The sequence below is a fragment of the Pseudomonas syringae pv. tagetis genome, from assembly GCF_022557255.1.
Classification (GTDB): Bacteria; Pseudomonadota; Gammaproteobacteria; order Pseudomonadales; family Pseudomonadaceae; genus Aquipseudomonas; species Aquipseudomonas caricapapayae.
Window position 1 is genome coordinate 3,888,857 of the sequence record NZ_CP092923.1, and the last position, 20,904, is coordinate 3,909,760.

20 protein-coding genes are annotated in these 20,904 nt (G+C 59.2%); 9 read left to right on the forward strand and 11 right to left on the reverse strand.

Features of this window, described 5'->3' with window-relative positions:
* Nucleotides 1-3 precede the first annotated feature (3 nt).
* Nucleotides 4-1,155, reverse strand: a complete 1,152-nt coding sequence (locus tag MME58_RS17195) for an MFS transporter (protein ID WP_054988027.1) — start codon at nucleotides 1,153-1,155, stop codon at nucleotides 4-6.
* 271 nt (nucleotides 1,156-1,426) lie between these two features.
* Here MME58_RS17195 and rarD point away from each other — a divergent pair, with 271 nt between their 5' ends.
* Nucleotides 1,427-2,311, forward strand: a complete 885-nt coding sequence (rarD, locus tag MME58_RS17200) for an EamA family transporter RarD (protein ID WP_054988026.1) — start codon at nucleotides 1,427-1,429, stop codon at nucleotides 2,309-2,311.
* Between the two features lie 3 nt (nucleotides 2,312-2,314).
* Here rarD and zapE read toward each other — a convergent pair whose 3' ends face one another.
* Complete coding sequence (gene zapE, locus MME58_RS17205; RefSeq protein WP_055005415.1) at nucleotides 2,315-3,430, reverse strand: cell division protein ZapE; 1,116 nt, start codon at nucleotides 3,428-3,430, stop codon at nucleotides 2,315-2,317.
* Nucleotides 3,431-3,498: 68 nt separating this feature from the next.
* Complete coding sequence (locus MME58_RS17210) at nucleotides 3,499-4,944, reverse strand: SulP family inorganic anion transporter (protein WP_054988024.1); 1,446 nt, start codon at nucleotides 4,942-4,944, stop codon at nucleotides 3,499-3,501.
* A gap of 144 nt (nucleotides 4,945-5,088) precedes the next feature.
* Between MME58_RS17210 and ampC the strand changes: the two genes are divergently transcribed.
* Complete coding sequence (gene ampC, locus MME58_RS17215; protein WP_055005416.1) at nucleotides 5,089-6,258, forward strand: class C beta-lactamase; 1,170 nt, start codon at nucleotides 5,089-5,091, stop codon at nucleotides 6,256-6,258.
* 61 nt (nucleotides 6,259-6,319) lie between these two features.
* On the opposite strand, the gene MME58_RS27605 is transcribed toward ampC, so the two are convergent.
* From MME58_RS27605 to MME58_RS17235, 4 genes are all read right to left on the reverse strand, one after another.
* Nucleotides 6,320-6,727, reverse strand: coding sequence for an Ada metal-binding domain-containing protein (locus tag MME58_RS27605; RefSeq protein WP_082427210.1), 408 nt, complete (start codon nucleotides 6,725-6,727; stop codon nucleotides 6,320-6,322).
* Nucleotides 6,728-6,739: 12 nt separating this feature from the next.
* A complete protein-coding gene (gene ada / locus MME58_RS17225; RefSeq protein ID WP_054988022.1) occupies nucleotides 6,740-7,885 on the reverse strand; it encodes a bifunctional DNA-binding transcriptional regulator/O6-methylguanine-DNA methyltransferase Ada in 1,146 nt (381 codons plus the stop codon).
* A 71-nt stretch (nucleotides 7,886-7,956) separates the two neighbouring features.
* Complete coding sequence (locus tag MME58_RS17230) at nucleotides 7,957-8,622, reverse strand: DNA-3-methyladenine glycosylase family protein (RefSeq protein ID WP_055005417.1); 666 nt, start codon at nucleotides 8,620-8,622, stop codon at nucleotides 7,957-7,959.
* A gap of 141 nt (nucleotides 8,623-8,763) precedes the next feature.
* Nucleotides 8,764-9,480: a 2OG-Fe(II) oxygenase gene (locus MME58_RS17235; protein WP_082427212.1), complete on the reverse strand. Its 717-nt coding sequence runs from the start codon at nucleotides 9,478-9,480 to the stop codon at nucleotides 8,764-8,766.
* 233 nt (nucleotides 9,481-9,713) lie between these two features.
* On the opposite strand from MME58_RS17235, the gene efeU reads away from it, so the two are divergent.
* Genes efeU through efeO (MME58_RS17255) form a run of 4 tightly spaced genes read left to right on the forward strand, consistent with a single transcriptional unit; the run spans nucleotide 9,714 to nucleotide 13,989 of the window.
* Nucleotides 9,714-10,568 carry an iron uptake transporter permease EfeU gene (efeU, locus tag MME58_RS17240; RefSeq protein WP_055005419.1) on the forward strand — a complete coding sequence of 285 codons (855 nt, stop codon included), beginning with the start codon at nucleotides 9,714-9,716 and terminating at the stop codon, nucleotides 10,566-10,568.
* Between the two features lie 8 nt (nucleotides 10,569-10,576).
* On the forward strand, nucleotides 10,577-11,788 hold the full coding sequence (efeO, locus tag MME58_RS17245; protein ID WP_055005420.1) for an iron uptake system protein EfeO: 1,212 nt from the start codon (nucleotides 10,577-10,579) through the stop codon (nucleotides 11,786-11,788).
* A 24-nt stretch (nucleotides 11,789-11,812) separates the two neighbouring features.
* Nucleotides 11,813-13,135, forward strand: a complete 1,323-nt coding sequence (gene efeB / locus MME58_RS17250) for an iron uptake transporter deferrochelatase/peroxidase subunit (protein ID WP_055005421.1) — start codon at nucleotides 11,813-11,815, stop codon at nucleotides 13,133-13,135.
* 29 nt (nucleotides 13,136-13,164) lie between these two features.
* Entirely contained in the window at nucleotides 13,165-13,989 is an 825-nt protein-coding gene (efeO, locus tag MME58_RS17255) for an iron uptake system protein EfeO (protein ID WP_054988016.1), read from the forward strand.
* A gap of 932 nt (nucleotides 13,990-14,921) precedes the next feature.
* Here the strand turns inward: efeO (MME58_RS17255) and MME58_RS17260 are convergent.
* The 3 genes from MME58_RS17260 to MME58_RS17270 form a co-directional block, all read right to left on the reverse strand.
* Nucleotides 14,922-15,692, reverse strand: coding sequence for a molybdopterin-dependent oxidoreductase (locus MME58_RS17260; RefSeq protein ID WP_055007189.1), 771 nt, complete (start codon nucleotides 15,690-15,692; stop codon nucleotides 14,922-14,924).
* Nucleotides 15,689-16,309, reverse strand: a complete 621-nt coding sequence (locus MME58_RS17265; protein ID WP_054985973.1) for a cytochrome b/b6 domain-containing protein — start codon at nucleotides 16,307-16,309, stop codon at nucleotides 15,689-15,691. The genes MME58_RS17260 and MME58_RS17265 overlap by 4 nt, the downstream gene beginning before the upstream one ends.
* Nucleotides 16,310-16,383: 74 nt before the next feature.
* Entirely contained in the window at nucleotides 16,384-16,989 is a 606-nt protein-coding gene (locus MME58_RS17270) for a hypothetical protein (RefSeq protein ID WP_054985972.1), read from the reverse strand.
* A gap of 170 nt (nucleotides 16,990-17,159) precedes the next feature.
* On the opposite strand from MME58_RS17270, the gene MME58_RS17275 reads away from it, so the two are divergent.
* Both MME58_RS17275 and MME58_RS17280 read left to right on the forward strand, forming a co-directional pair.
* Nucleotides 17,160-17,849: a heavy metal response regulator transcription factor gene (locus MME58_RS17275; protein ID WP_002554192.1), complete on the forward strand. Its 690-nt coding sequence runs from the start codon at nucleotides 17,160-17,162 to the stop codon at nucleotides 17,847-17,849.
* Nucleotides 17,828-19,216 (forward strand): heavy metal sensor histidine kinase, encoded by a 1,389-nt coding sequence (locus MME58_RS17280; RefSeq protein ID WP_055007188.1) that lies wholly within the window; start codon nucleotides 17,828-17,830, stop codon nucleotides 19,214-19,216. The genes MME58_RS17275 and MME58_RS17280 overlap by 22 nt, the downstream gene beginning before the upstream one ends.
* Nucleotides 19,217-19,235: 19 nt before the next feature.
* Here the strand turns inward: MME58_RS17280 and MME58_RS17285 are convergent, their stop codons facing one another.
* Entirely contained in the window at nucleotides 19,236-19,904 is a 669-nt protein-coding gene (locus MME58_RS17285; RefSeq protein WP_054985969.1) for a polysaccharide lyase family 7 protein, read from the reverse strand.
* Nucleotides 19,905-20,457: 553 nt separating this feature from the next.
* Here MME58_RS17285 and MME58_RS17290 point away from each other — a divergent pair.
* On the forward strand, nucleotides 20,458-20,892 hold the full coding sequence (locus MME58_RS17290; RefSeq protein ID WP_054985968.1) for a MarR family winged helix-turn-helix transcriptional regulator: 435 nt from the start codon (nucleotides 20,458-20,460) through the stop codon (nucleotides 20,890-20,892).
* The last annotated feature ends 12 nt before the right edge of the window (nucleotides 20,893-20,904 follow it).

The following is a 20,904-nucleotide window of genomic DNA, read 5'->3' on the forward strand; positions in this document are numbered from 1 at the left end:
GCATCATGTCCTGAGCTTGCTGCCACCGATTGCCACGCCCAGTAACATCACGGCAACGATCATGAACGCCAGCTCAAGACTGCTGACATGCGCAATGAAACCGATTGCGGCAGGACCGATCAGAATCCCGGCGTAACCGACGGTGGTAATCGCCGGGATCGCCACGCTTTCCGGCATGGTTTTCTGTCGGCCGACTGCGCTGTAACAGACCGGCACGATGTTCGAACACCCCGCGCCTACCAACGCATAGCCCAGCAGCGCCGCCTGCCAGGCCGGGACCAACGTGGCAACCGCCAGGCCCGCCGCAGCACATAAACCGCCCAGGATGATGACCCGATTGGAACCGACCCGCCGGACGATGGCGTCACCAGACAGCCGCCCCAGCGTCATGGTCATGGCAAAGACTGCGTAGCCAAGCCCGGCATAGGACGCTTCGACACCGCGCGCTGAAGTCAGAAACACAGCGCTCCAGTCGAGCATCGCGCCTTCGGCCAAAAACACGGTGAAGCACAGCAGACCGATGAACAGCACCACGCCATGCGGTATAGCAAAGGCAGGTCCACCGGACGGACTGCCGTAAGGCAACAGGTTGGGGGTGGCTTTGGCCAGCGCCAGCAGGGTGAGCACGACCACCACAAGCATCGACTGGAACGGCGACACCCCCAGACTGAGCAGACCGGCGACACCCGCAGCACCGACGATACCGCCCAGGCTGAACAGCCCGTGGAACCCGGACATCATGGTCCTGCCGCTGGCACGTTCGACAATGACGGCCTGGACGTTGGCAGAGCAATCCACCGCCCCCATGCCCGCGCCAAACAGAAACAGCGTGGCGATCAGTAGCGGCAGACTCGATATCGTTGCCAACAGCGGCAGGCACAGACAGATCAGTAACGTCGAGCAGACCAGCAGTCGCCGACAGCCAAACCGCGCCGCCAGTGCTCCGGCCAATGGCATCGAGAGAATCGAGCCCACGCCAAGACACAACAGCAAGAGGCCGAGCGTGCCCTCATCGAGACCCATCCGCTGTTTGACGTAAGGAACCAGTGGTGCCCAGGAGGCCACACTGAAACCGGCAATGAAAAACGCTATGCGCGTCGAAGACTGTTCCGCCCGCGCCTTGGCATCCTGGGCTGCGGTGCTGAAAGAGGTCATGCATGCTCCTTGTGATTGCCGGACAGAATCGCGCCAGCCAGCGCGACAGCCTAGCAAAGCTGATCGATTAACCAAATGTCTGATGCGCTGAAGTGGGGCACGTTCCCTTCGTGCCTCTGTTATCTATCAGTGCGCAGACCATCAGATGGTCCAGTGAGGACAATTGCGCCTGTAAATCCAAGCTTTTTCCTGACCTGCACACTAAACTGGCCTCCATTCGCACCAGGCAGGTGCGCAAGTCTTTTCTCGAGCATCCGTAAAAGAGGCCACTGTGTACAAAGGTGTTGCGCTGTCAGTTCTGGCCTCAGTGCTGTTCGGGGTCATGTATTTCTATACCTCGCTGATGTCGCCTCTCGACGGTGAAGAGATTTTCGGCTGGCGCATGCTGCTGACGGTGCCGTGCGCAACGCTGTTCATGTGGGTCAGCGGCGACTGGCGGCGCGTTCGCGAGCTGGCCGGCCGACTCAGGCAGCAGCCGCTGCTGATATTCGGCCTGCTGCTGTCCTCGCTATTGCTGGGCGCGCAGTTGCTGATTTTCATGTGGGCACCTTTACACGGGCGCAGCCTGGAGGTGTCGCTGGGTTATTTCCTGCTGCCGTTGAGCATGATTCTCACCGGACGCATCGTGTATGGCGAGCACCTCTCGTACCTGCAGAAGGTCGCGGCCGTATTTGCCATGATCGGTGTCGGCCATGAACTGTGGCGGCTAGGCAGCTTTTCGTGGGAGACACTGGTGGTCGCAGGTGGCTATCCGCTGTACTTCGTATTGCGACGCAAGCTCAAGACCGATCACCTGGGCGGGCTCTGGTTCGACATGCTGCTGATGCTGCCCATCGGTCTCTGGTTCATCGCCCACGGTCACCCGCAAGCCATTCAGCAGGCTCCACTGCTGTATCTGCTGATTCCCTTGCTCGGGGTAATCAGCGCCTCGGCGCTGGTCAGTTACATCGTTGCCAGTCGCCTGCTGCCGTTCAGCCTGTTCGGGCTGCTCAGTTATGTCGAGCCCGTGCTGCTGGTAGGTGTCGCCCTGCTGCTGGGCGAAAGCATCGGTCGCGATGAATGGCTGACTTACCTGCCGATCTGGCTGGCCGTCGTGGTGCTGATGATCGAAGGTGCCAAGCACATGCTGGCCCAGCGCCGCCGGGATGCGGTTTGAGCCTCAGGACTCGGTGAAACGCTCCAGTTGCATTTCCTGAAGCCGGCTCAGGGTCCGGCGAAAGGCAAATGACAGATAACCTTCCGTGTACAGCTCGTCCATCGGCACCGGTGCTTCGACATACAGCGGAATGCGCCGGTCGTAGCACTCGTCCACCAACGCGATGAAACGTCGCACGCCGTCATCGTTGGGCGATAACTGCGGCAGCTCGCGGTCGCCTGCCGTCACCTGCTCGACACCGTCCTCGGTGCCGCGGGCAATCTTCGCCTCACGTTGGGCGGCGCTGAGGGGCGGAACTTCGCTGAGCAGAATCGCCGAAAAACGATCGCATAACGCAATGAAATCCATCGCCGCCAACGGTTGTTCGCACAGGTCGCGATAGCGACACCACACTGCCGTGTCGGAATGCAGAACCACGTTGATGCTGCGATAGCCGAGCATGACCTGCGAATCATGCACAGGCTGGCCTGCGCTCAATGCGTCAAATATCGCCTTCAATGCGCTCGGCTGACCGGTCTGCGCAACCCAGTAACGCTGGTGCAACTGCCCGGGGTGCAAGCGATGATCCTCACCACCGTCAACCGCCACGATATTCATGTACTTCAGGATAGCGGCAACCGCCGGCAGGAAGCGCTCGCGGTTATGGCCGTGGCTGTACAACTGCTCCGGCGGTTGATTGGACGTGCAGACCAGCACCACGCCCTCTTCGAACATCACCTGCAGCAGCCCGCCCAGAATCACTGCGTCGCCGATATCAGTGACGAACAATTCATCGAAACACATCACCCGCACTTCCCGCGCCAGCTCCCTGGCGACCACGGTCAGAGGCTGAGGTGTGCCGATCAGCTCGAACATGCGCTTGTGCACCCAGCGCATGAAGTGGTGAAAATGCTGACGCCGGGCCGGTACGCTGAGGCTTTCGAAAAAGCGGTCCATCAACCAGGTCTTGCCCCGCCCGACCGGCCCCCACAAATAGACCCCTTGTGCCTGGCCACGAGAATCGGCCAGCGCCTGATAGCATGCCTGCAACTGACACGCAGCCTGCAGTTGCGCCTGATCGGGTTGAAAACCGCGCTGGACGGCACGCTCATAGGCTTGCAGCGGAGAGACAGCATCCATCAGGCACGCACCCTCGGTATCAGAGAAAAGACATTCAGCCTATATACGGCAGCGCCGCGCAACCCGGGTCATGCGTGCTGCACGCCGGCGCGCTTGAGCAGCCGCTTGCAGCGTTCGGACAGGTGTACCACGCGCAGATGCTTGCCGGCTTTGACATAGCGTTCACGCAAGGTCTTGAGCGCAGCAATGGCCGAGTAATCGACGAAACTCAGGTGGCGGCAGTCCAGGGTCACCAGAGCGGGGTCCTCGGCCGGGTTGAACTGGTCGAGAAACGGCGTGGTCGAGGCAAAAAACAATGTGCCGTGCAAGTGATAGATCTTGCTGCCGTCGGCTTCGATATGGCTGTCGGCATACAGCTCGCGAGCCTGCTGCCAGGCAAAATTGATCGCCGCGATAATGATGCCGAACAGCACGGCGGTTGCCAGGTCGGTGAGCACTGTGACCACGGTCACGGCAATGATTGCCAGCACGTCGTTGACCGGCACCTTGCGCAACACACGCAACGACGCCCAGGCAAAGGTCTGCTGAGCGACCACGAACATTACGCCCACCAGCGCCGCCAGCGGGATACGCTCGATCAGCGGCGAGAGAAACAGCACGAACATCAGAATCATCAAACCCGCCACCACGCCCGATACCCGACCGCGCCCGCCGGAACTGAGGTTGATGACCGTCTGACCGATCATCGCACAGCCGCCCATGCCGCCGAAGGCACCGGACACCATGTTGGCAGCGCCCAGCGCCACACACTCGCGGTCCGGATAACCACGGGTTTCGGTGATTTCGTCAGTGAGGTTCAGGGTCAGCAGGGTTTCCAGCAGGCCGACCAGCGCCATCAGGATGGCGTAAGGCGCGATGATACGCAGGGTTTCCAGGTTCCATGGAATGTCCGGCAACGCGAATACCGGCAGGCCCCCGGCGATGTGCGCCATGTCGCCCAGGGTACGGGTCGGCAGGCCGAGCAGATAGACCGCCAGCCCGACACTGAGGATTGCCACCAGTGCGGGCGGCGCAACGCGGGTCAGACGCGGTAACAGATAGACAATCGACATGGTCAGCGCCACCAGCCCGAGCATCACGTACAGCGGCGTACCACTGAGCCATGACTCGCCGACCTTGAAATGCTCCAGCTGCGCCATCGCAATCACAATGGCCAGACCATTGACGAAGCCCAGCATCACTGAATAAGGCACCAGCCGCACCAGCTTGCCCAGCCTCAGCAGCCCGAACAGGATCATGATCAAGCCGCCCAGCAGCACAGTCGCCAGCAAATACTGCACGCCATGCTGCACCACCAGCGCGACGATCACCACCGCCATCGAACCCGCCGCACCGGAGACCATCCCCGGACGGCCGCCGAACAACGCCGTCAACGTACAGATAATGAATGCACCGTAGAGCCCCATCAGCGGGTTGAGATGAGCCACCAGCGCAAAGGCGATGCACTCGGGCACCAATGCAAAAGATGTCGTGAGCCCGGCCAGAACTTCGGCGCGTATACGGATTGATTTCATGGTTTACCTGAACAGCGCGCCGTGGAGGCAGCGCAAAAAAGCAGGCATATTACGCAAACCCGCCGCCAGCGGCCACCGCAGCAGTGTTCGCAACACAATTCATCGATGATTGGCGCAGGTTTATTACAACAAGGAAATCATGTGATGCCATGGAACAAGACACTGCTTTGCGCAGGGCTGATGCTGAACGCGTCACTTGCCTGTGCTCAAGACCTGCCCACTGATCTGGATACATTTGTACAGCAAGCGGCGCAAAAGGTGATGGAGGAAAACGCTATTGCGGGCATGTCCATTGCCATCACCCGCAACGGAACACAGCAATTCTACAATTACGGTGTGGCCTCAAAGGCCACTGGCCAGCGAGTGTCCAGCGACACGCTGTTCGAACTGGGCTCGATCAGCAAAACCTTCACCGCCACGCTGGCCACCTGGGCTCAAGCCAATGGACAGTTGTCGCTGACCGACAGCATCGACACCTACCTGCCGCGACTGCAAAACACGCGTCTGGGGAAAATACCGGTCTTTCACCTCGGCACCCATACGGCAGGCGGCTTCCCTCTTCAAGTGCCCGACAAAGTGCAGAACACTCGCCAATTGATGGACTATTTCAAGGCCTGGCAACCCGACTACCTGCCCGGTACCCACCGCACTTACGCCAACCCCAGTGCAGGCCTGCTGGGTATGGTCGCGGCGCGCAGCATGAAGCTGCCGTATGAGAAAGCCCTGCAGCAGCGGCTGTTTCCGGCGCTGAACCTGAGCAGCACGTACGTGAACGTGCCCGACGAAAAACAGGCACTGTATGCGCAGGGCTACAACAAACTCGACGAACCGGTCAGGGTCAGCCCGGGCCCGCTGGCGACTGAAGCCTATGGTGTGAAATCGACTGCTCGGGACATGATCCGTTTTGTCGAGGCAAACCTCGGTTCCGGTCAAGATGGCGCGCCGCTGCAACGCGCACTCAATGACACCCGTATCAGCTACTTCAGGGTCGGCAGCATGACTCAGGACCTGATCTGGGAGCAGTATTCGATGCCGGTTCGTCTGCAAGCGTTGCTTGAGGGCAACGCAAGCACGTTGCTGAGCACCCTCAAAACCGAAGTGATCGAACCGCCGCAGGCAGCGCAACCTGCGGTCTGGGTGAACAAGACCGGATCAACCAATGGTTTCGGCGGCTACGTGGCGTTCATACCGGAAAAACAGCTCGGCATCGTGATTCTGGCCAACAAGAACTATCCGAATGAAGAAAGGGTGAGGCTGGCGTACCGGATTCTTGACCAATTGCAGTGCTGTTCAGGTGAGTCGCGGGCGCTCTGACGATTCGGCGAGGTCCACGTCGTCCAGAAACATGTCCTCGAAAAAGGCGCAGAAGCTGTGATCAGGGTGCCTGATATGGAGTTGGCCACTCAAGGTCATGTTCAGCGCCCGGCCGCGCCGCTCGCCGGGTTCGGCAGCGAAAACAGCTGGACGGCGCAGCAGAAAAAGTAACCCGCTGGACAATCACTGTTTCAGTGATGATACGAGGAACATTCTGTTTCCTGTTTTCCGAGTTCCATTGTCGATACTCGGCAACCATGCACCGGCCACAGGGGCGAAAACCGGCAGAAATGGCTGTTGGCTCATCGATAAAAAAGACCCGGTGCCGCCGGTAACCGCCTTTGCTCAAAGCCAGAAGCGCGGCAGGACAATCCAGACGGCCGTATACCTTGCTTCGTCGGTGTCCTCCCAGTCGGCCCGGCTCACGACTCAGGCAGGGTTCACCCTGTGCATTCAGCAGTTTCCACATCTGACAGTTGCCTCATCCCTTGCGCACGTCACAGCTTTTACCGTCGTGCTGCTGGCCATCGTCCAGGCGAAAATCGTCAGCCTTGCGTTCAAGTTCAAGCAATTTACGCTTGCGCTCGACGCCCCAACGATAACCGGATAAAGACCCGTCGCTGCGCACGACACGATGGCAGGGAATGGCGACTGCCAGCTTGTTGGCCCCGCACGCATTGGCGACTGCCCGTACCGCACTCGGCATACCGAGCCGGGTTGCGATGTCGGTGTAGGTTGCGGTCGAACCGGCAGGTATATCCCTGAGCGCCTGCCATACCCGCTCCTGAAAAACCGTGCCGCGGATATCCAGCGGCAGCGCAAGGCCGATCGCAGGCGACTCCACAAAGCCCACGACCTCGGCGACCAGCTGTTCAAACGCCTCATCACCGCCGATCAGATTGGCATTGGGGTACTGATCCTGAAACCGTTCGACCAGAACATTGGGGTCGTCTCCAAGTGAAATGGCGCAGATACCCTTGGTGCTTCTGGCCACCAGAATCGAGCCCAAGGAACTTTCACCCAATGCAAACCTGATATCGACATTGGCCCCGCCTGCCCGATATTCAGAAGGTTTCATGCCCAGCATTTTTTGCGAAGCCTCATAAAATCGGCTATTGGAGTTGAAGCCTGCTTCATACAGTGCGCTGGTGATGGTCCCATCGTGGGAAAGCCGGACTTTCACTCGCGAGCGCAACGAAGCGACGCTGTAGGCTTTGGGCGTCAACCCGGTGAGTTTCTTGAAGGTGCGGTGAAAATGAAAACTGCTCATGCCGACCCGTTCCGCCAGGTCGTTGAGGTTCGGCATCGAGTCGAACGTGTCTATCAACCTGCAGGCTTCGGAAACCGCTGCGGCATGTTTGAGTGCCACGCTTTGCTGATCACTGCTGTCGCGCATGGACGGGCGAAAACCAGCGGCCTGCGCCTCGCTCGCAGTATCGAAAAATACGACGTTTTCAGGTTTGGGGAGTTTGCTCGGACTGCACGGTTTGCAATAGATACCCGTCGTCAGCACGCCATAGACAAAATCAGCGTCAATCCCCGAACGGCGATTGATCAGAGCGCTCCAGCGCGGATCGTCTTCGGTCCGTGGAGCGCGTTGTGCTACCCGATCTTCTGTGCTTTCCATGGTCGTTGCCCCGCCTTGAGTTTTCATGAGCCTATCGTCAGCCGAAACCCTTGGCACTCCGAGTCTTGCTTTCAAATTCGAAATGGGTCGCGTTCGACAAAATCGATCGGCACACGCCACAGATACCAGGCTGCAACCGTTCTGAAAGGTGCGAACCGTTCGGCGATTGCGGCCATCGCTTTATGACCTGGCTTGAGCTCAAGAGCATACAGCCGCCGATAGCCTTCGCACACGCCATAGTCGCTGGCCGGCATCACGTCCATCTGGCCGAGCCCATAGATGAGCATCATTTCCGAGGTCCAGCGGCCTACACCCGGCAATTGAACGAGACGACCGACCAGCTCTTCATTGCTCATGGCCAGTGCATCACTGACATCAGGAACCAGGCCCGTGCCCCTGGCAACAGCAATCGCCTTGATTGCACGGCACTTGGACGCCGAGAAACCGCAGGAACGCAGTGCCTGTTCATCCACATCGACCAACGCCTGCGCGGTCGGAAAGGCTGAGCCCGGAAACAGGGCGCGCAACCTCATGACCATCGCGTCCCCGGCCCTGGCATGCAATTGTTGATACGCGACAGCCTTGATCAGCGCCTGGAATGGATCCTGCGCGGCAGTCACAGGGTGCAGGCAGGGGCCGACGTGATCGACCAGTAATTCCCATCGCCTGTCGATGGTCTTGAGCCACTCGACCGCATGGGCGTGCGGCGCGTCGGCTTTATTCGTTTGCGGTGACATTGCGTTTTCCAAAGCAAACTAAAATGAGCCGAAGGAAAGCTCGATGTGAGTGAACCGTCGCAGTCTCTGCAAATGATCGTGCTCTGCTCCAGCCCCGGTAACCACGCAGCCCTCCTGATCAGATGCGCACGGCGGGCTGCATCATTGCGCATCGTGAAAGATAACGCCCAGAGCGAAACGGCTCCCGGTGCGAACCTCGCTGACGCCATGACGGGTGAAAACCGAGTAGAAACCTCGCGTCCCCTTCACCGGACGCCGGTCAACTGCAAATAACACCGCGTCACCAGCGTCCAGAGGCACGACGCTCACTTTCGACTGCATTCTGGGCCGCTGTTCGGTAATGACAAACTCGCCACCCGAAAACGCCTCCCCCGGTGTCGACAGCAAAACCGCCATTTGCAAAGGGAACAGAGTGTCACCGTACACATCTCGATGCAGACAGTTGTAGTCCCCCGCAGCGTACCGCAACAGCAAGGGAGTGGGTCGGGGCTGACTGGCGGCGTGACATTGATCCAGAAATGATGGGTGCTGCTCGGGATACCGATGTTCGAGCCCGAGCTTCTCGTTCCAGTCGTTGGCCAGAGGCACAAGACGGCGATAGATATCAAACCTGAGTGTCGCTACAGGTTCGGGCAGCGGGTACGCGAAATATTTGTATTGGCCGGCACCGAAACCGTGGCGCTTCATATCGATGCACGACCTGAACAAATGATCCTCAGCGTAGGACTCAGCGAGGTGCGCGCAGGTGTCCAGTCGCAACAAGCCTCGAAACACCGTAAACCCCCGATCATGGATACGGTGCAGATGCTGGCTCCAGTTTTCCGAATCGAGCCTCGATTGCAGCGTAGGGTCGTGCATCAGCGTACTTCCTGAAATGGCAGGCTTCACCCTATCCATACTCAGGATGCAGCGCCTCCCGTTTATTGCTCCCTGATTTTTTAGCTGAACCTGACCTGAACAATCCGCCGAAACCGAGAAGCAGATAAAAAACAACTACCCGCATTCAAGAATGAGTATCATTATGTTACGCAGTGTTTCCGGCCCATGGCTGGCTGAAACACGATCACCCTACAGTTTTGACCCGGTGAGATATGCTCGTTCCGTTTTTGATCATGCTGCGCGAAGGCATCGAAGCCGCGCTTATTGTTGGCATTATCGCCAGTTACCTGAAGCAGACCGGCTGCGGCGAGTGGATGCCTGCGGTGTGGATCGGTGTATTTCTCGCTGCCGCACTCTCGCTGTTCGTCGGAGGCGGGCTTGAGTTGATGAGCGCCGAGTTCCCGCAGAAGCAGCAGGAACTGTTCGAAAGCATTGTCGGGCTGATAGCCGTGGGCATTCTCAGTTCCATGGTGTTCTGGATGCGCAAGGTCGCTCGCTCTATCAAGCACGCGCTTCACGAGTCGCTGGATGCTGCCCTCACCGGTTCGAAAAACCAGACCTACGCGCTGATCGCCATGGTGTTTTTCGCCGTGGCCCGCGAAGGGCTGGAAACCGTATTCTTTCTGCTCGCCGTGTTCCAGCAGAGCGAAGGTTCAGGCGCACCTCTGGGTGCCCTGCTCGGCCTTTTGCTGGCTGTCGGCTTCGGCGTGGCCATTTACAGCGGCAGCATGCGCCTGAACCTGAGCCTGTTCTTCCGCTGGACCGGGCTGTTCATTCTGGTGGTGGCAGCAGGCATTCTCGCCAATTCCGTTCAGGCACTGCATGAAGCCGGGGTCTGGAATCACCTGCAGGAAGTGGTCTTCGACATCAGCGCGTTGTTGCCGATGGACGGCCCGGCCGGCTCGGTGCTGGCGGGCATGTTCGGTTACCAGGACGCCCCTACAGTGAGCACCTTGAGCGTTTACCTGATTTACCTGATCGGCGCGCTGCTGCTGTTCTTCATGCCGCACACCCCGACGACCGGCAAGGCGATGCGGCCGAAAACATCTTCTGTCACGAACGAATAAGGGCACCCATGTCTATCCGTCCCCCAGGGCCTTCCGAGAACGCCCGGCCGCCCCGCGTCCTGCGATTGGCTGTCGCCGGTTCGGTGATCCTGATGATCGCCGCAGGCGGGCTGTTCTATTACGCCTCGCAGGTCGCCGCAAAAAAGCGCGCAGCCAATGCCGGTACTGAAACCGTAGTGAATATCCACGCCCGTAACTGCGAGCCGAATGCTCTGACAGTCGCGGCCGGCAAGAACGCCTTCCGCATCGTCAACCGCTCGGAACGCGCCGTCGAATGGGAAATTCTCGATGGCGTGCTGGTGGTTGAAGAACGAGAGAACATTGCGCCGGGACTCAGTCAGGTGATCAATGCCAACCTGGCACCCGGCGATTACGCGATCACCTGCGGCCTGCTCAGCAACCCGCGTGGCACGCTGCATGTCACGCCGACTGCCGAGTCCGACGCAAAAGCCAGGGCGCGTCCTTCCATGACCGCCTTCATCGGTCCGCTTTCCGAATATCGGGTGTACCTGAGCTTGCAAAGTTCTGCCCTGATCAAGGCGGTTAATGCCCTGCAACAAGCCATCGATGCCGGTGACCTGAGCGCAGCCCAGGCGGCCTACCTGCCTGCCCGCGCGGCGTATCAACGCATCGCCCCCGCTGCCCAGCGCCTGGCCGAGCTGGACAATGCAATCAACGCTCGCGCCGATTACTACGAAAAACGTGAGCAGGATCCGGGCTTTGGCGGTTTTCACCGCATCGAATACGGCCTGTATGAGCAACACAGCGTCGAGGGACTGTCGCCCGTTGCACAGCGCCTGCAAACCGATGTCACTCAGCTCAAGCAACAGTTGATGGCGCAGTCTCTGGCCCCGGAACAGCTCGCAGCCATCGCCACCCGCACGTTACGCAGCCTGGCTGATGTGCGCAGCAACGGCGAAGAAGAACGCTACAGCCACAGCGACCTCAACGGTTTTGCCGCCAATCTGGACGGTACTCGCAAGATCGTCGACCTGCTGCGTCCGCTGCTGACCCGCAGCGCAGGCGATCTGTTGCAGAAGATCGATGCGGCCATCGCTGATCTGGACACCTCGCTTGATGCGTTGAGCACCGCTGAAGGCGGCACGCGTCCTTACGATCAGGTGGACGCTGGACAACGCCAGCAAATCGCGGCGAAAGCCGGCGCACTCGCTGACGCACTCAACGGTATAGACGCGGCACTCGGCCTTTCTGACCTCTGATTCACTGGAGCAAAGCACACTACGATGAAAACCCCAGACAGCAATCCAGCCGCTGATAACGCCCCCGTTTCAATCCAGCGTCGCCGTGTCCTGATGGGGCTCGGTGCTGCCGGTGCCGCGCTGGCAGGCAGCAGCCTGAGCGGCAACGTACTGGCCGCAACGCCTGCGCAAGTCACCGAAGCACCGAACAGTGAAAAGACCCAGGATCATAATGACTTTCATGGTCTGCATCAGACGGGCATCGTCAATCCGCGTCCAGCCGCTGGCATGCTGGTCGCGTTCGACGTGCTGGCTGCCGACCGTGAGGATCTGGAACGCCTGTTCCGTACGTTGAACGAGCGCATCGCGTTCCTGATGACCGGCGGTCCGGTGCCGGAGATCGACCCGAAACTGCCACCGCCGGACTCGGGCATTCTCGGCCCGGTAGTAACCCCGGATAACCTGACCATCACCGTGTCGGTGGGCGAATCGCTGTTCGATGAGCGCTTTGGCCTGACCCCGGTCAAACCGAAACGCCTGAGCCGTATGACCGGCTTTCCCAACGATGCACTGGATCCAGCCAGTTGCCACGGCGACATGAGCATCCAGTTCTGCGCCAATACCGCCGACAGCAACATTCACGCCCTGCGCGATATCGTCAAGAACCTGCCCGACCTGTTGCTGGTGCGCTGGAAACAGGAAGGTACCGTGCCGCCTCAGGCCCCCAAAAAACCCGGTCAGCCGCCAGAAAGCGCGCGCAATTTCCTGGGTTTCCGGGACGGCTCGGCAAATCCGGATTCCAATAACCAAAAAACCATGAACGAGCTGGTCTGGGTGCAGCCGGGCAGCGATGAGCCGGCCTGGGCCGCCAATGGTAGCTATCAGGCCGTGCGGATCATTCGTAATTTCGTCGAGCGCTGGGACCGCACGCCCTTGCAGGAGCAGGAATCGATTTTCGGCCGCAGCAAAAGCACCGGTGCGCCGATGGATGGAAAAGTCGAGACCGATGTGCCCAATTACGCGGCAGACCCGGAAGGCAAGAAAACCCGACTGGACTCGCACATCCGTTTGGCCAACCCGCGTACCGCCGAGAGCCAGCGCAATCTGATCCTGCGCCGACCGTTCAATTATTCCAACGGGGTAAACAAGAACGGGCAACTGGACATGGGCCTGCTGTTCATCTGCTATCAGGCCGATCTGGAAAAAGGCTTCATCACCGTGCAGAGCCGCCTTAATGGCGAACCGCTGGAGGAATACCTCAAGCCCGTCGGTGGCGGCTACTTCTTCACACTGCCGGGGGTAACCGGCGACCAGGATTTCATCGGCCGTTCGTTGCTGGCGGCCGTATCGTCCAATAAAACCGCATGACCTATCCACTCCCGACCCGGAAGACACTCATGAAAAAGACGCCCCTGGCTTTGCTCTTGACCCTCGGTCTGCTCCAGACTCCACTGGCCGCCTTTGCGGCCACAGCCCCGCTGGATCTGGTAGGTCCGGTATCGGACTACAAGATTTACGTCACCGAAAACATCGAAGAACTGGTCAGCCACACCCAGAAGTTCACCGATGCCGTGAAGAAGGGCGACATCGCGACGGCTAAAAAGCTGTACGCCCCTACCCGCGTCTATTACGAGTCGGTAGAACCGATTGCCGAACTGTTCAGTGACCTGGATGCGTCCATCGACTCACGCGTCGATGATCATGAGCAAGGCGTGACGGCAGAGGACTTCACGGGCTTCCATCGCCTGGAGTATGCGCTGTTCTCGCAGAACACTACCAAGGATCAGGGCCCTATCGCCGACAAGCTGATGAGCGACGTCAAGGACCTGGAAAAACGCGTGGCCGATCTGACCTTCCCGCCTGAAAAAGTCGTTGGTGGCGCAGCAGCCTTGCTGGAAGAAGTCGCGGCGACCAAGATCTCCGGCGAAGAGGATCGTTACAGCCACACCGACCTGTATGACTTCCAGGGCAACATCGACGGCGCGAAGAAAATCGTCGACCTGTTCCGTCCGCAGATCGAGCAGCAGGACAAAGCTTTCTCCACCAAAGTCGACAAGAACTTCGCCACCGTGGACAAGATCCTGGCGAAGTACAAGACCAAAGACGGTGGTTTTGAAACCTACGACAAGGTCAAAGAGAACGACCGTAAAGCACTGGTCGGCCCGGTCAACACCCTGGCCGAAGACCTGTCGACCCTGCGCGGCAAGCTGGGTCTGAATTGATCCGAAGAGCCGCGCCTGTTCAAGGTGCGGCTCTTTGCCCTGCCGGTGGACACTGCATCTGAAAGCGCCTTTACCGCCATGGTACTGACAACGCAGAGCGCGACGTCAGTGACGGCTGAGTTCTGGCACTGATTCGGGGGCTTTGGTTACTTTGGCTCCATCAAAGTAACTCGCCGAGGGGCGAAAAGCCGACCCGAGTCAAACCCCAACCTCCCTGATACCCCAGAACCGCCGTGTGACGCAGAGCGTCACGAACTGCATGCCGACGCGGAGCGTCGGCACGATAATCAAAATCTTAGTCACTGCAAACGAAGTGCTTTTCAACCCCGATTGCACAGACAACGCAGAGTGCGACGTAAGTGACGGCTGAGTCCTGGCGCTGATCCGGGGGTAGCCTGGCAGGACGCCAGGCTAGCCGCACCGGGCCATGGATGGCCCGTTGCGGCGACCCCCGGATCAGTGTCAGGGCGAAGGAACCCGACGCAGTCGGGCCGGAAACGGAGCCAGGGGCTTTGGTTACTTTGGCCCCATCAAAGTAACTCGCCGAGGGGCGAAAAGCCGACCCGAGCCGAACCCCAATCCCCCTGACACCACAAAACCGCTGTGTGACGCAGAGCGTCACGAACTGCATGCCGACGCCGAGCGTCGGCACGATAGTCAACACAAGGTCATGCCTTGTGCACGGAGCCAAGGGCTTTGGTTACTTTGGCCCCATCAAAGTAGCTCGCCGAAGGGCGAAAAGCTGACCTGAGCCGAACCCCAATCCCCCTGACACCACAGAACCGCTGTGTGATGCAGAGCGTCACGAACTGCATGCCCACGCCGAGCGTCGACACGATAATCAAAACAACGTCATGCCTTGTACACAGCCGCTGCAACGCAATGCTTTTCAACTGAACAGTCCCAAAAAGCTGGACGCTCTGCGTCCGCTTCTAGATCCCGCTGAACCAGTTATAGCCCTGATCCTCCCAATACCCGCCGGGGTTCTCGTTGCTGACGAATATCTCGACAATGTGCTTGGGATTCTTGAAGCCCAACTTGGTCGGCACCCGCACCCGCAACGGATAACCGTACTCAGGAGGCAACGCGACTTCGCCGAAATCCAGCGCCAGCAGAGTCTGCGGATGCAACGCGGTGGGCATATCGAGACTTGAATAATAACGGTCGGCGCACTTGAAACCGACAAAACGCGCCGTGGTATCCGCCCCGACATACTCCAGAAACGTCTTCAGCGGCACGCCGCCCCATTGCCCTATCGCACTCCAGCCCTCGATACAGATCAACCGAGTGATGTCGGTACGTTGTGGCAGTTTACGCAGCGCGTCCAGCGTCCACGGCTGCTTGTCACGGACCAGCCCGGACACCGCCAGCCGGTAATCGGAAAGCTCCAGCTCCGGCACGTTGTATTCGGGGTAAAACGCATTGAACGGGAATGGACTGGTCAACTGTGCCTTGCTGTAGGTCGGGGCCAGCTTCTGCCCGTTGAACAGCCAGGCCTGAACCCGGTCATTCCAGCGCGACATGGCCCACAGCACCTTGTCGACCTGGTCGCCATCCTGCAGGTTACACCCGGTGAGCATCGACATCGCGCCCACCGTCAACCCGGCGCGCAGGAACGAGCGACGCTGGATATCGACCAGCTGGCTCTGTTGCGCCGGCTCAAGACGGATACGCTGGGTGACGCGTTTACGAGGTTCGTTCATGATTGTGCAGTTCCGTCTTCGTTCGGCTGGCGGCCGCCGGTAATCATTGGTAGCAAGGTACTTGGCACCAGCACGACCAGCACCAGGTGAACAACGACAAACGCGCCAATGGCTGCCATCGCACCGAAGTGCACCCAACGGGCAAAATCGAACCCGCCCAGCAGGCTGACCAGCCCCTGAAACTGCACCGGTTTCCAGATAGCGAGTCCCGACAGTACCACCAGCACGCCCATTGCCAGCACCAGCCAGTACATCAGCCGTTGCACAGCGTTGTAACGGCCCTTGACGTGGGCCAGCCGAAAATGCAGCGCGTCATTCATGTCACGCTTTACGTCTGATGGACGAACCGGCAGCAGATCGCGCTTGAAGTGGCGGCTGAACACGCCATACAGCACATACAACAGACCGTTGATGACCAACAGCCACATCACCGCGAAGTGCCAGGCGATGGAGCCGCCCAGCCAGCCGCCGAGTGTCAGGTATTTGGGAAAGGTAAAAGGCATCAGTGGCGATGCGTTATAGATCGCCCAACCACTCATGAACATACAGACCATGCCTGCGGCATTGACCCAGTGGGTCAGGCGCACCGGCCAGGGATGAATGGGGCGGGTTTTCATGTGGGGATCCCTCTGATCAGGCATGGACGGAGATGTCAGCGGCAGCGGCCTGCCCCTGACATCTCTGGCGGCGATTACATCGGCGGCGTGAAACCGTCCTTGCCAACGGCAACACCGCGTGCCGACTTGCCGTCGTCAGCCGGGAACACAACAACCTTGGCACCTTTGGTCAACTGTTCGACCTTGCCTGGCTCGACATAGGCGATAGGCACGTCCTGTGGCACCACCAGTTTCTTCTCGCCGCCCTCATACTTGACGGTCAACGTACGGCCGTCGGCTCCGGCCAGTGTGCCGACGGTGCCATTAGTCATGGTGCCGGTGCTGCCATCGGCGTTTTCCCAACCGTAATGGCCTTCACCGCTGCCTTTGAGGCTCGCTTCGAAAACGGTCACCTCCAGGGCTTTCAACGTACCGTCAGCCTGGGGAACCGCAGCCGACCCGACAAAGCTGTCATCTTTGATCTGCTTGAAGTCAGCTTCGGACACAAGACGAATACCGGTCTTGTCAGTCAGTTTGATACTTTGATGCTGGCCCGCGCGAGTCGTGAAATCGAGCGTGTCGGCGCTCACGCTGTCGACGGTCCCGCGCATGGGTTTAACCACCTTCATGTCGGCGGCCTGGGTCATGACAGCGGCACTGAGCAACAGCAGGCCGAACGTGGCAGAGAGTGTAGTCTTCATCGGTACTTCCTTGGCAGGTGAGATCTGAAATCCATCTTTGCACCGCTACCGGCACCGCAGAATGACCGGGCAATGACATTTTTGTCATTCGCCGGACACCTAGTCGGCAACTGGTTAGACTCCGGCATCGGCGCACCGAGGGTGCCTGCAAAAGCGTAGCGGACAAAACGATGCATATCCTGCTGATTGAAGACGACACCAAAACCGGCGAATACCTGAAAAAGGGCCTGGGGGAATCAGGCTACAAGGTCGACTGGACGCAGCACGGTGCAGACGGCCTGCACCTGGCGCTGGAAAACCGTTACGACCTGATCGTGCTGGATGTGATGCTGCCGGGCATCGACGGCTGGCAGATCATCGAAGTGCTGCGCGCCCGACAGGACGTACCGGTCTTGTTTCTGACCGCACGCGACCAGTTGCAAGACCGAATTCGCGGCCTGGAACTGGGTGCCGACGATTATCTGGTCAAACCGTTTTCCTTCACCGAACTGCTGCTGCGCATCCGTACCATCCTGCGGCGAGGCGTGGTGCGCGAGGCCGATCATTTTCATCTGGCCGACCTTGAACTGGACCTGCTGCGTCGCCGCGTAACGCGTCAGCAACAGGTCATCGTGCTGACCAACAAGGAATTTGCCCTGCTGCATCTATTATTGCGCCGCGAGGGCGATGTGCTGTCCAGAGCACAGATTGCCTCGGAAGTCTGGGACATGAATTTCGACAGCGACACCAATGTCGTGGACGTTGCCATCAAGCGCCTGCGCAGCAAGGTCGACCTTCCCTACCCGGTCAAACTCATCCATACCGTGCGCGGTATCGGTTATGTGTGCGAGGTACGGCCATGCGACGCCAGCCTTCCCTGACCCTGCGCTCGACCCTGGCGTTTGCGCTGGTGGCGATGCTCACCGTCAGCGGCGCGGGCCTGTACCTGTATCAGTCGATTGAAGAAACCGTGATGCAACGCAGCGACCATGCAGTGCTGGCGCGGCTGGACCACTTTCGCAAGCTGCTGCGCTATGACCTGACCATGGACAACCTCAAAGGCAGTCCGCAACTGTTCGAGAACATGCTCGACAGCGAGGAAGACATCTTCATCATCGGCGAGCCGGGCAAGCCGCCCGTGATCTCGGTCAACCCGCAACACGCGCCGCTGCCGGAACTGCCGACCGTAGCGCAGGATCAGCCGCTGCGGGTCGACAACCTGCGCAGCGGCCTGAGCCTGCAAGGCGTACCGTTGCGCGCGGCGGCGGTGCAAGTGATGTCCAATGGCGTCGAGGTCCGTCTGCAGGCCGCGCACCTGATGGTCAAGGAAATGGCCATGCTCGCCGGTTTTCGCCAGCGCATCTATATTGCCGTGGCGCTGGCCTTTCTGATCACCGCAGCGCTGGGCTACGTACTGCTGCGACGCGGCTTGCGTCCGTTGCGCAGGATGGCTGCTCACGCTGCCGCAATCACCCCGGCCAGCCTGCACAAACGGCTCGACAGTCGCGACACGCCGGTCGAACTGCAACAGCTAAGCGATGCCTTCAACGCCATGCTTGACCGTCTGGACGATGGTTATCGACGCCTGATGCAGTTTTCTGCCGACCTGGCCCACGAAATCCGTACACCGGTCGGCTCATTGATGGGCCACTGCCAGGTTGCGCTGCGCCAGAACCGCAGCGCCGATGAGTATCAGGCGCTGCTGGCCTCCAATCTGGAGGAGCTGGAGCGTATCTCAAGGCTGGTGGAAAGTATTTTGTTCCTGGCAAGAGCAGACGAGGCCCAATCCGCACTGGAACGCCAACCGCTGGACCTTCACGATGAATTGCAACGCGTGACCGGTTATTTCGAGGGGTTGGCCGAAGAGCGCAATCTGAGACTGAGCCACAGCGGACAAGGTACATTGCTGGCCGACCCGATCCTCCTGCGCCGTGCCCTTAGCAATCTGATCGCCAACGCCATCCGCTACGCCGATGAAGACAGCGAGATTCTGATCAGGGTATCGGCCGTTGATCGACAGTGGCAGATCGACGTCGAGAACCAGGGGCCGCAGCTGCCGCAAGCCAGTCTCGCCCGGCTTTTCGACCGTTTCTATCGTGGCGACGCTTCACGCCATGAACGCTCGGACTCCAACGGACTGGGTCTGGCCATCGTCACCGCGATCATGCAGTTGCACGGCGGCCGGGTCGACGTCACGCAACCCGGCCCCGGACGGATCTGCTTCAGCCTGATGTTTCCAGCGAGCTGAACGCTGCGCGACGTGCGGATCAGGACTTCTTGTCGTGGGCAATGGCCAGCTTGTAGAACGTCGCCGAGCCGCCTTCAGTGGTGTAGCCCGTGTTGTCCTGGGTATAGACCCCGGCCTTGAAGTAGAACAGCTTGGTGCTCCAGGCTGAATCCAGCTTGGCGTACCAGACCGAATCAAAGGCATTGACCGTCAGGTCGCCGCTGGGCGACAGGTTGATGGTGTAATTGAACTGCTTGTTGAGCGGCACACCCTGCGCAATGGTGATGACCTCGATTTCCGAGTCCGGTGTACGACGAAACTTGGCGACGATATTGCCGGTCTGCAGCTTCTCCTTGTACTGATACTCCACCTTCAACAGCGGTTCGGTGCTCTGGTAGCAGTGGATCTGGCCGATCACGATTTTACCGGTGGAAGGCACCTGATCGACTTCCAGCGTGGCGCGCAGGAAATTGTCGGCGCTGGAGTACGCCCAGTTGAAGACTCTGCCGTCGGAAGTAGTCTCGCGCAGCTCGGAGCGCGGGTACTTGGCGTTTTCTGTGGTGGAACCGGTCACCGGTGCCCAGAAAAACAGCGTCTCCCCGGATTGAAAATAACCATCCCGATAGCCCTTCACCAACTTGGGGGTTTCGATGATGGTCGCAGGACTTCCGACAGGGACGGAAAGATTCCAGGTGGCAAGGTCGATCATGGAGTAGCTCGCAAGGTACGCATTGCGCACCGACAGATGGCTCTGGAACGGGTGTGCTGGCCCGTTGTGGTCAACCAGACTATCGGCTGAATCGTTTATTTTTTAAACAGCAACGACAAGACACTGACGCCAATAAACCGCCACAAAACAGTCAATGCCATTACTTTGATGCCAAATCTTCCCGCAAGGCGAATTGCCATCCATTTGCTGCAGGCAGCGATTCATCAGGACCCTCCTATCGGATGCCGCGTCATTTTTTTGAATGGGTCTGGGCAAAACCACCCGAATTCTGGATAAGTTACCGACGAACGGTATCGATTATTTTTTGAAAAAATGAACTTTCAGCACTACACGCTGACGAGGGCAACCGTTCATCGCCCTTTTTGTGGATAAAAACCAGTTTGCGGACGGCTGAATAAGCGGAAAGTCTCCACTCGGCAGTTTCGGGTTGACTGTAAGAACTTGTTACGGGATATTAGTTAGCATCCTACTAATATCCTCCCTAACAATATTACTCATAACTAAATTCACCCCTGACTCAACCCGGTGATTCATGCTTGTCGATCCACTGCATCGCGCTGTCAGCAGCGGCCTGGTAGCCGCCTCTCGCCAATGGCGACGCATTTGCCACAACACACTGGCCACTTATGAAATTTCTGAAGCGTGCGCAGGGCCACTGTTGGCAATCGCACGCCTGGGTGACGGCGTGCACCAGGTGAAAGTCGCGCAGGCGGCCGGCATGGAAAGTCCGACGCTGGTGCGTCTGCTGGACCAGCTGTGCAAGGCAGGCATCGTCTGCCGCAGCGAAGACCCCAACGATCGTCGCGCCAAGGCCCTCAGCCTGACCGACAAGGGTCGCGCGCTGGCCGGTTCGATAGAGCTGGAGCTGACGCGGCTGCGGGCGGATGTACTTCAGGGTCTGCAACCTGCCGATCTTGAAGCCACCTTGCGGGTATTTCAGGCCTTCGCCGAGGCGGCGCAGCGTTAGCACGGGGGACAG

Excerpts from the sequence above, each read along its gene's own strand:
- MME58_RS17195 (WP_054988027.1), bottom strand. The coding sequence starts at position 1,155 with ATGACCTCTTTCAGCACCGCAGCCCAGGATGCCAAGGCGCGGGCGGAA.
- zapE (WP_055005415.1), bottom strand. The coding sequence starts at position 3,430 with ATGGATGCTGTCTCTCCGCTGCAAGCCTATGAGCGTGCCGTCCAGCGC.
- MME58_RS17210 (WP_054988024.1), bottom strand. The coding sequence starts at position 4,944 with ATGAAATCAATCCGTATACGCGCCGAAGTTCTGGCCGGGCTCACGACA.
- ampC (WP_055005416.1), top strand. The coding sequence starts at position 5,089 with ATGCCATGGAACAAGACACTGCTTTGCGCAGGGCTGATGCTGAACGCG.
- MME58_RS27605 (WP_082427210.1), bottom strand. The coding sequence starts at position 6,727 with ATGTGGAAACTGCTGAATGCACAGGGTGAACCCTGCCTGAGTCGTGAG.
- ada (WP_054988022.1), bottom strand. The coding sequence starts at position 7,885 with ATGGAAAGCACAGAAGATCGGGTAGCACAACGCGCTCCACGGACCGAA.
- MME58_RS17230 (WP_055005417.1), bottom strand. The coding sequence starts at position 8,622 with ATGTCACCGCAAACGAATAAAGCCGACGCGCCGCACGCCCATGCGGTC.
- MME58_RS17235 (WP_082427212.1), bottom strand. The coding sequence starts at position 9,480 with ATGCACGACCCTACGCTGCAATCGAGGCTCGATTCGGAAAACTGGAGC.
- efeU (WP_055005419.1), top strand. The coding sequence starts at position 9,714 with ATGCTCGTTCCGTTTTTGATCATGCTGCGCGAAGGCATCGAAGCCGCG.
- efeO (WP_055005420.1), top strand. The coding sequence starts at position 10,577 with ATGTCTATCCGTCCCCCAGGGCCTTCCGAGAACGCCCGGCCGCCCCGC.
- efeB (WP_055005421.1), top strand. The coding sequence starts at position 11,813 with ATGAAAACCCCAGACAGCAATCCAGCCGCTGATAACGCCCCCGTTTCA.
- efeO (WP_054988016.1), top strand. The coding sequence starts at position 13,165 with ATGAAAAAGACGCCCCTGGCTTTGCTCTTGACCCTCGGTCTGCTCCAG.
- MME58_RS17260 (WP_055007189.1), bottom strand. The coding sequence starts at position 15,692 with ATGAACGAACCTCGTAAACGCGTCACCCAGCGTATCCGTCTTGAGCCG.
- MME58_RS17265 (WP_054985973.1), bottom strand. The coding sequence starts at position 16,309 with ATGAAAACCCGCCCCATTCATCCCTGGCCGGTGCGCCTGACCCACTGG.
- MME58_RS17270 (WP_054985972.1), bottom strand. The coding sequence starts at position 16,989 with ATGAAGACTACACTCTCTGCCACGTTCGGCCTGCTGTTGCTCAGTGCC.
- MME58_RS17275 (WP_002554192.1), top strand. The coding sequence starts at position 17,160 with ATGCATATCCTGCTGATTGAAGACGACACCAAAACCGGCGAATACCTG.
- MME58_RS17280 (WP_055007188.1), top strand. The coding sequence starts at position 17,828 with ATGCGACGCCAGCCTTCCCTGACCCTGCGCTCGACCCTGGCGTTTGCG.
- MME58_RS17285 (WP_054985969.1), bottom strand. The coding sequence starts at position 19,904 with ATGATCGACCTTGCCACCTGGAATCTTTCCGTCCCTGTCGGAAGTCCT.
- MME58_RS17290 (WP_054985968.1), top strand. The coding sequence starts at position 20,458 with ATGCTTGTCGATCCACTGCATCGCGCTGTCAGCAGCGGCCTGGTAGCC.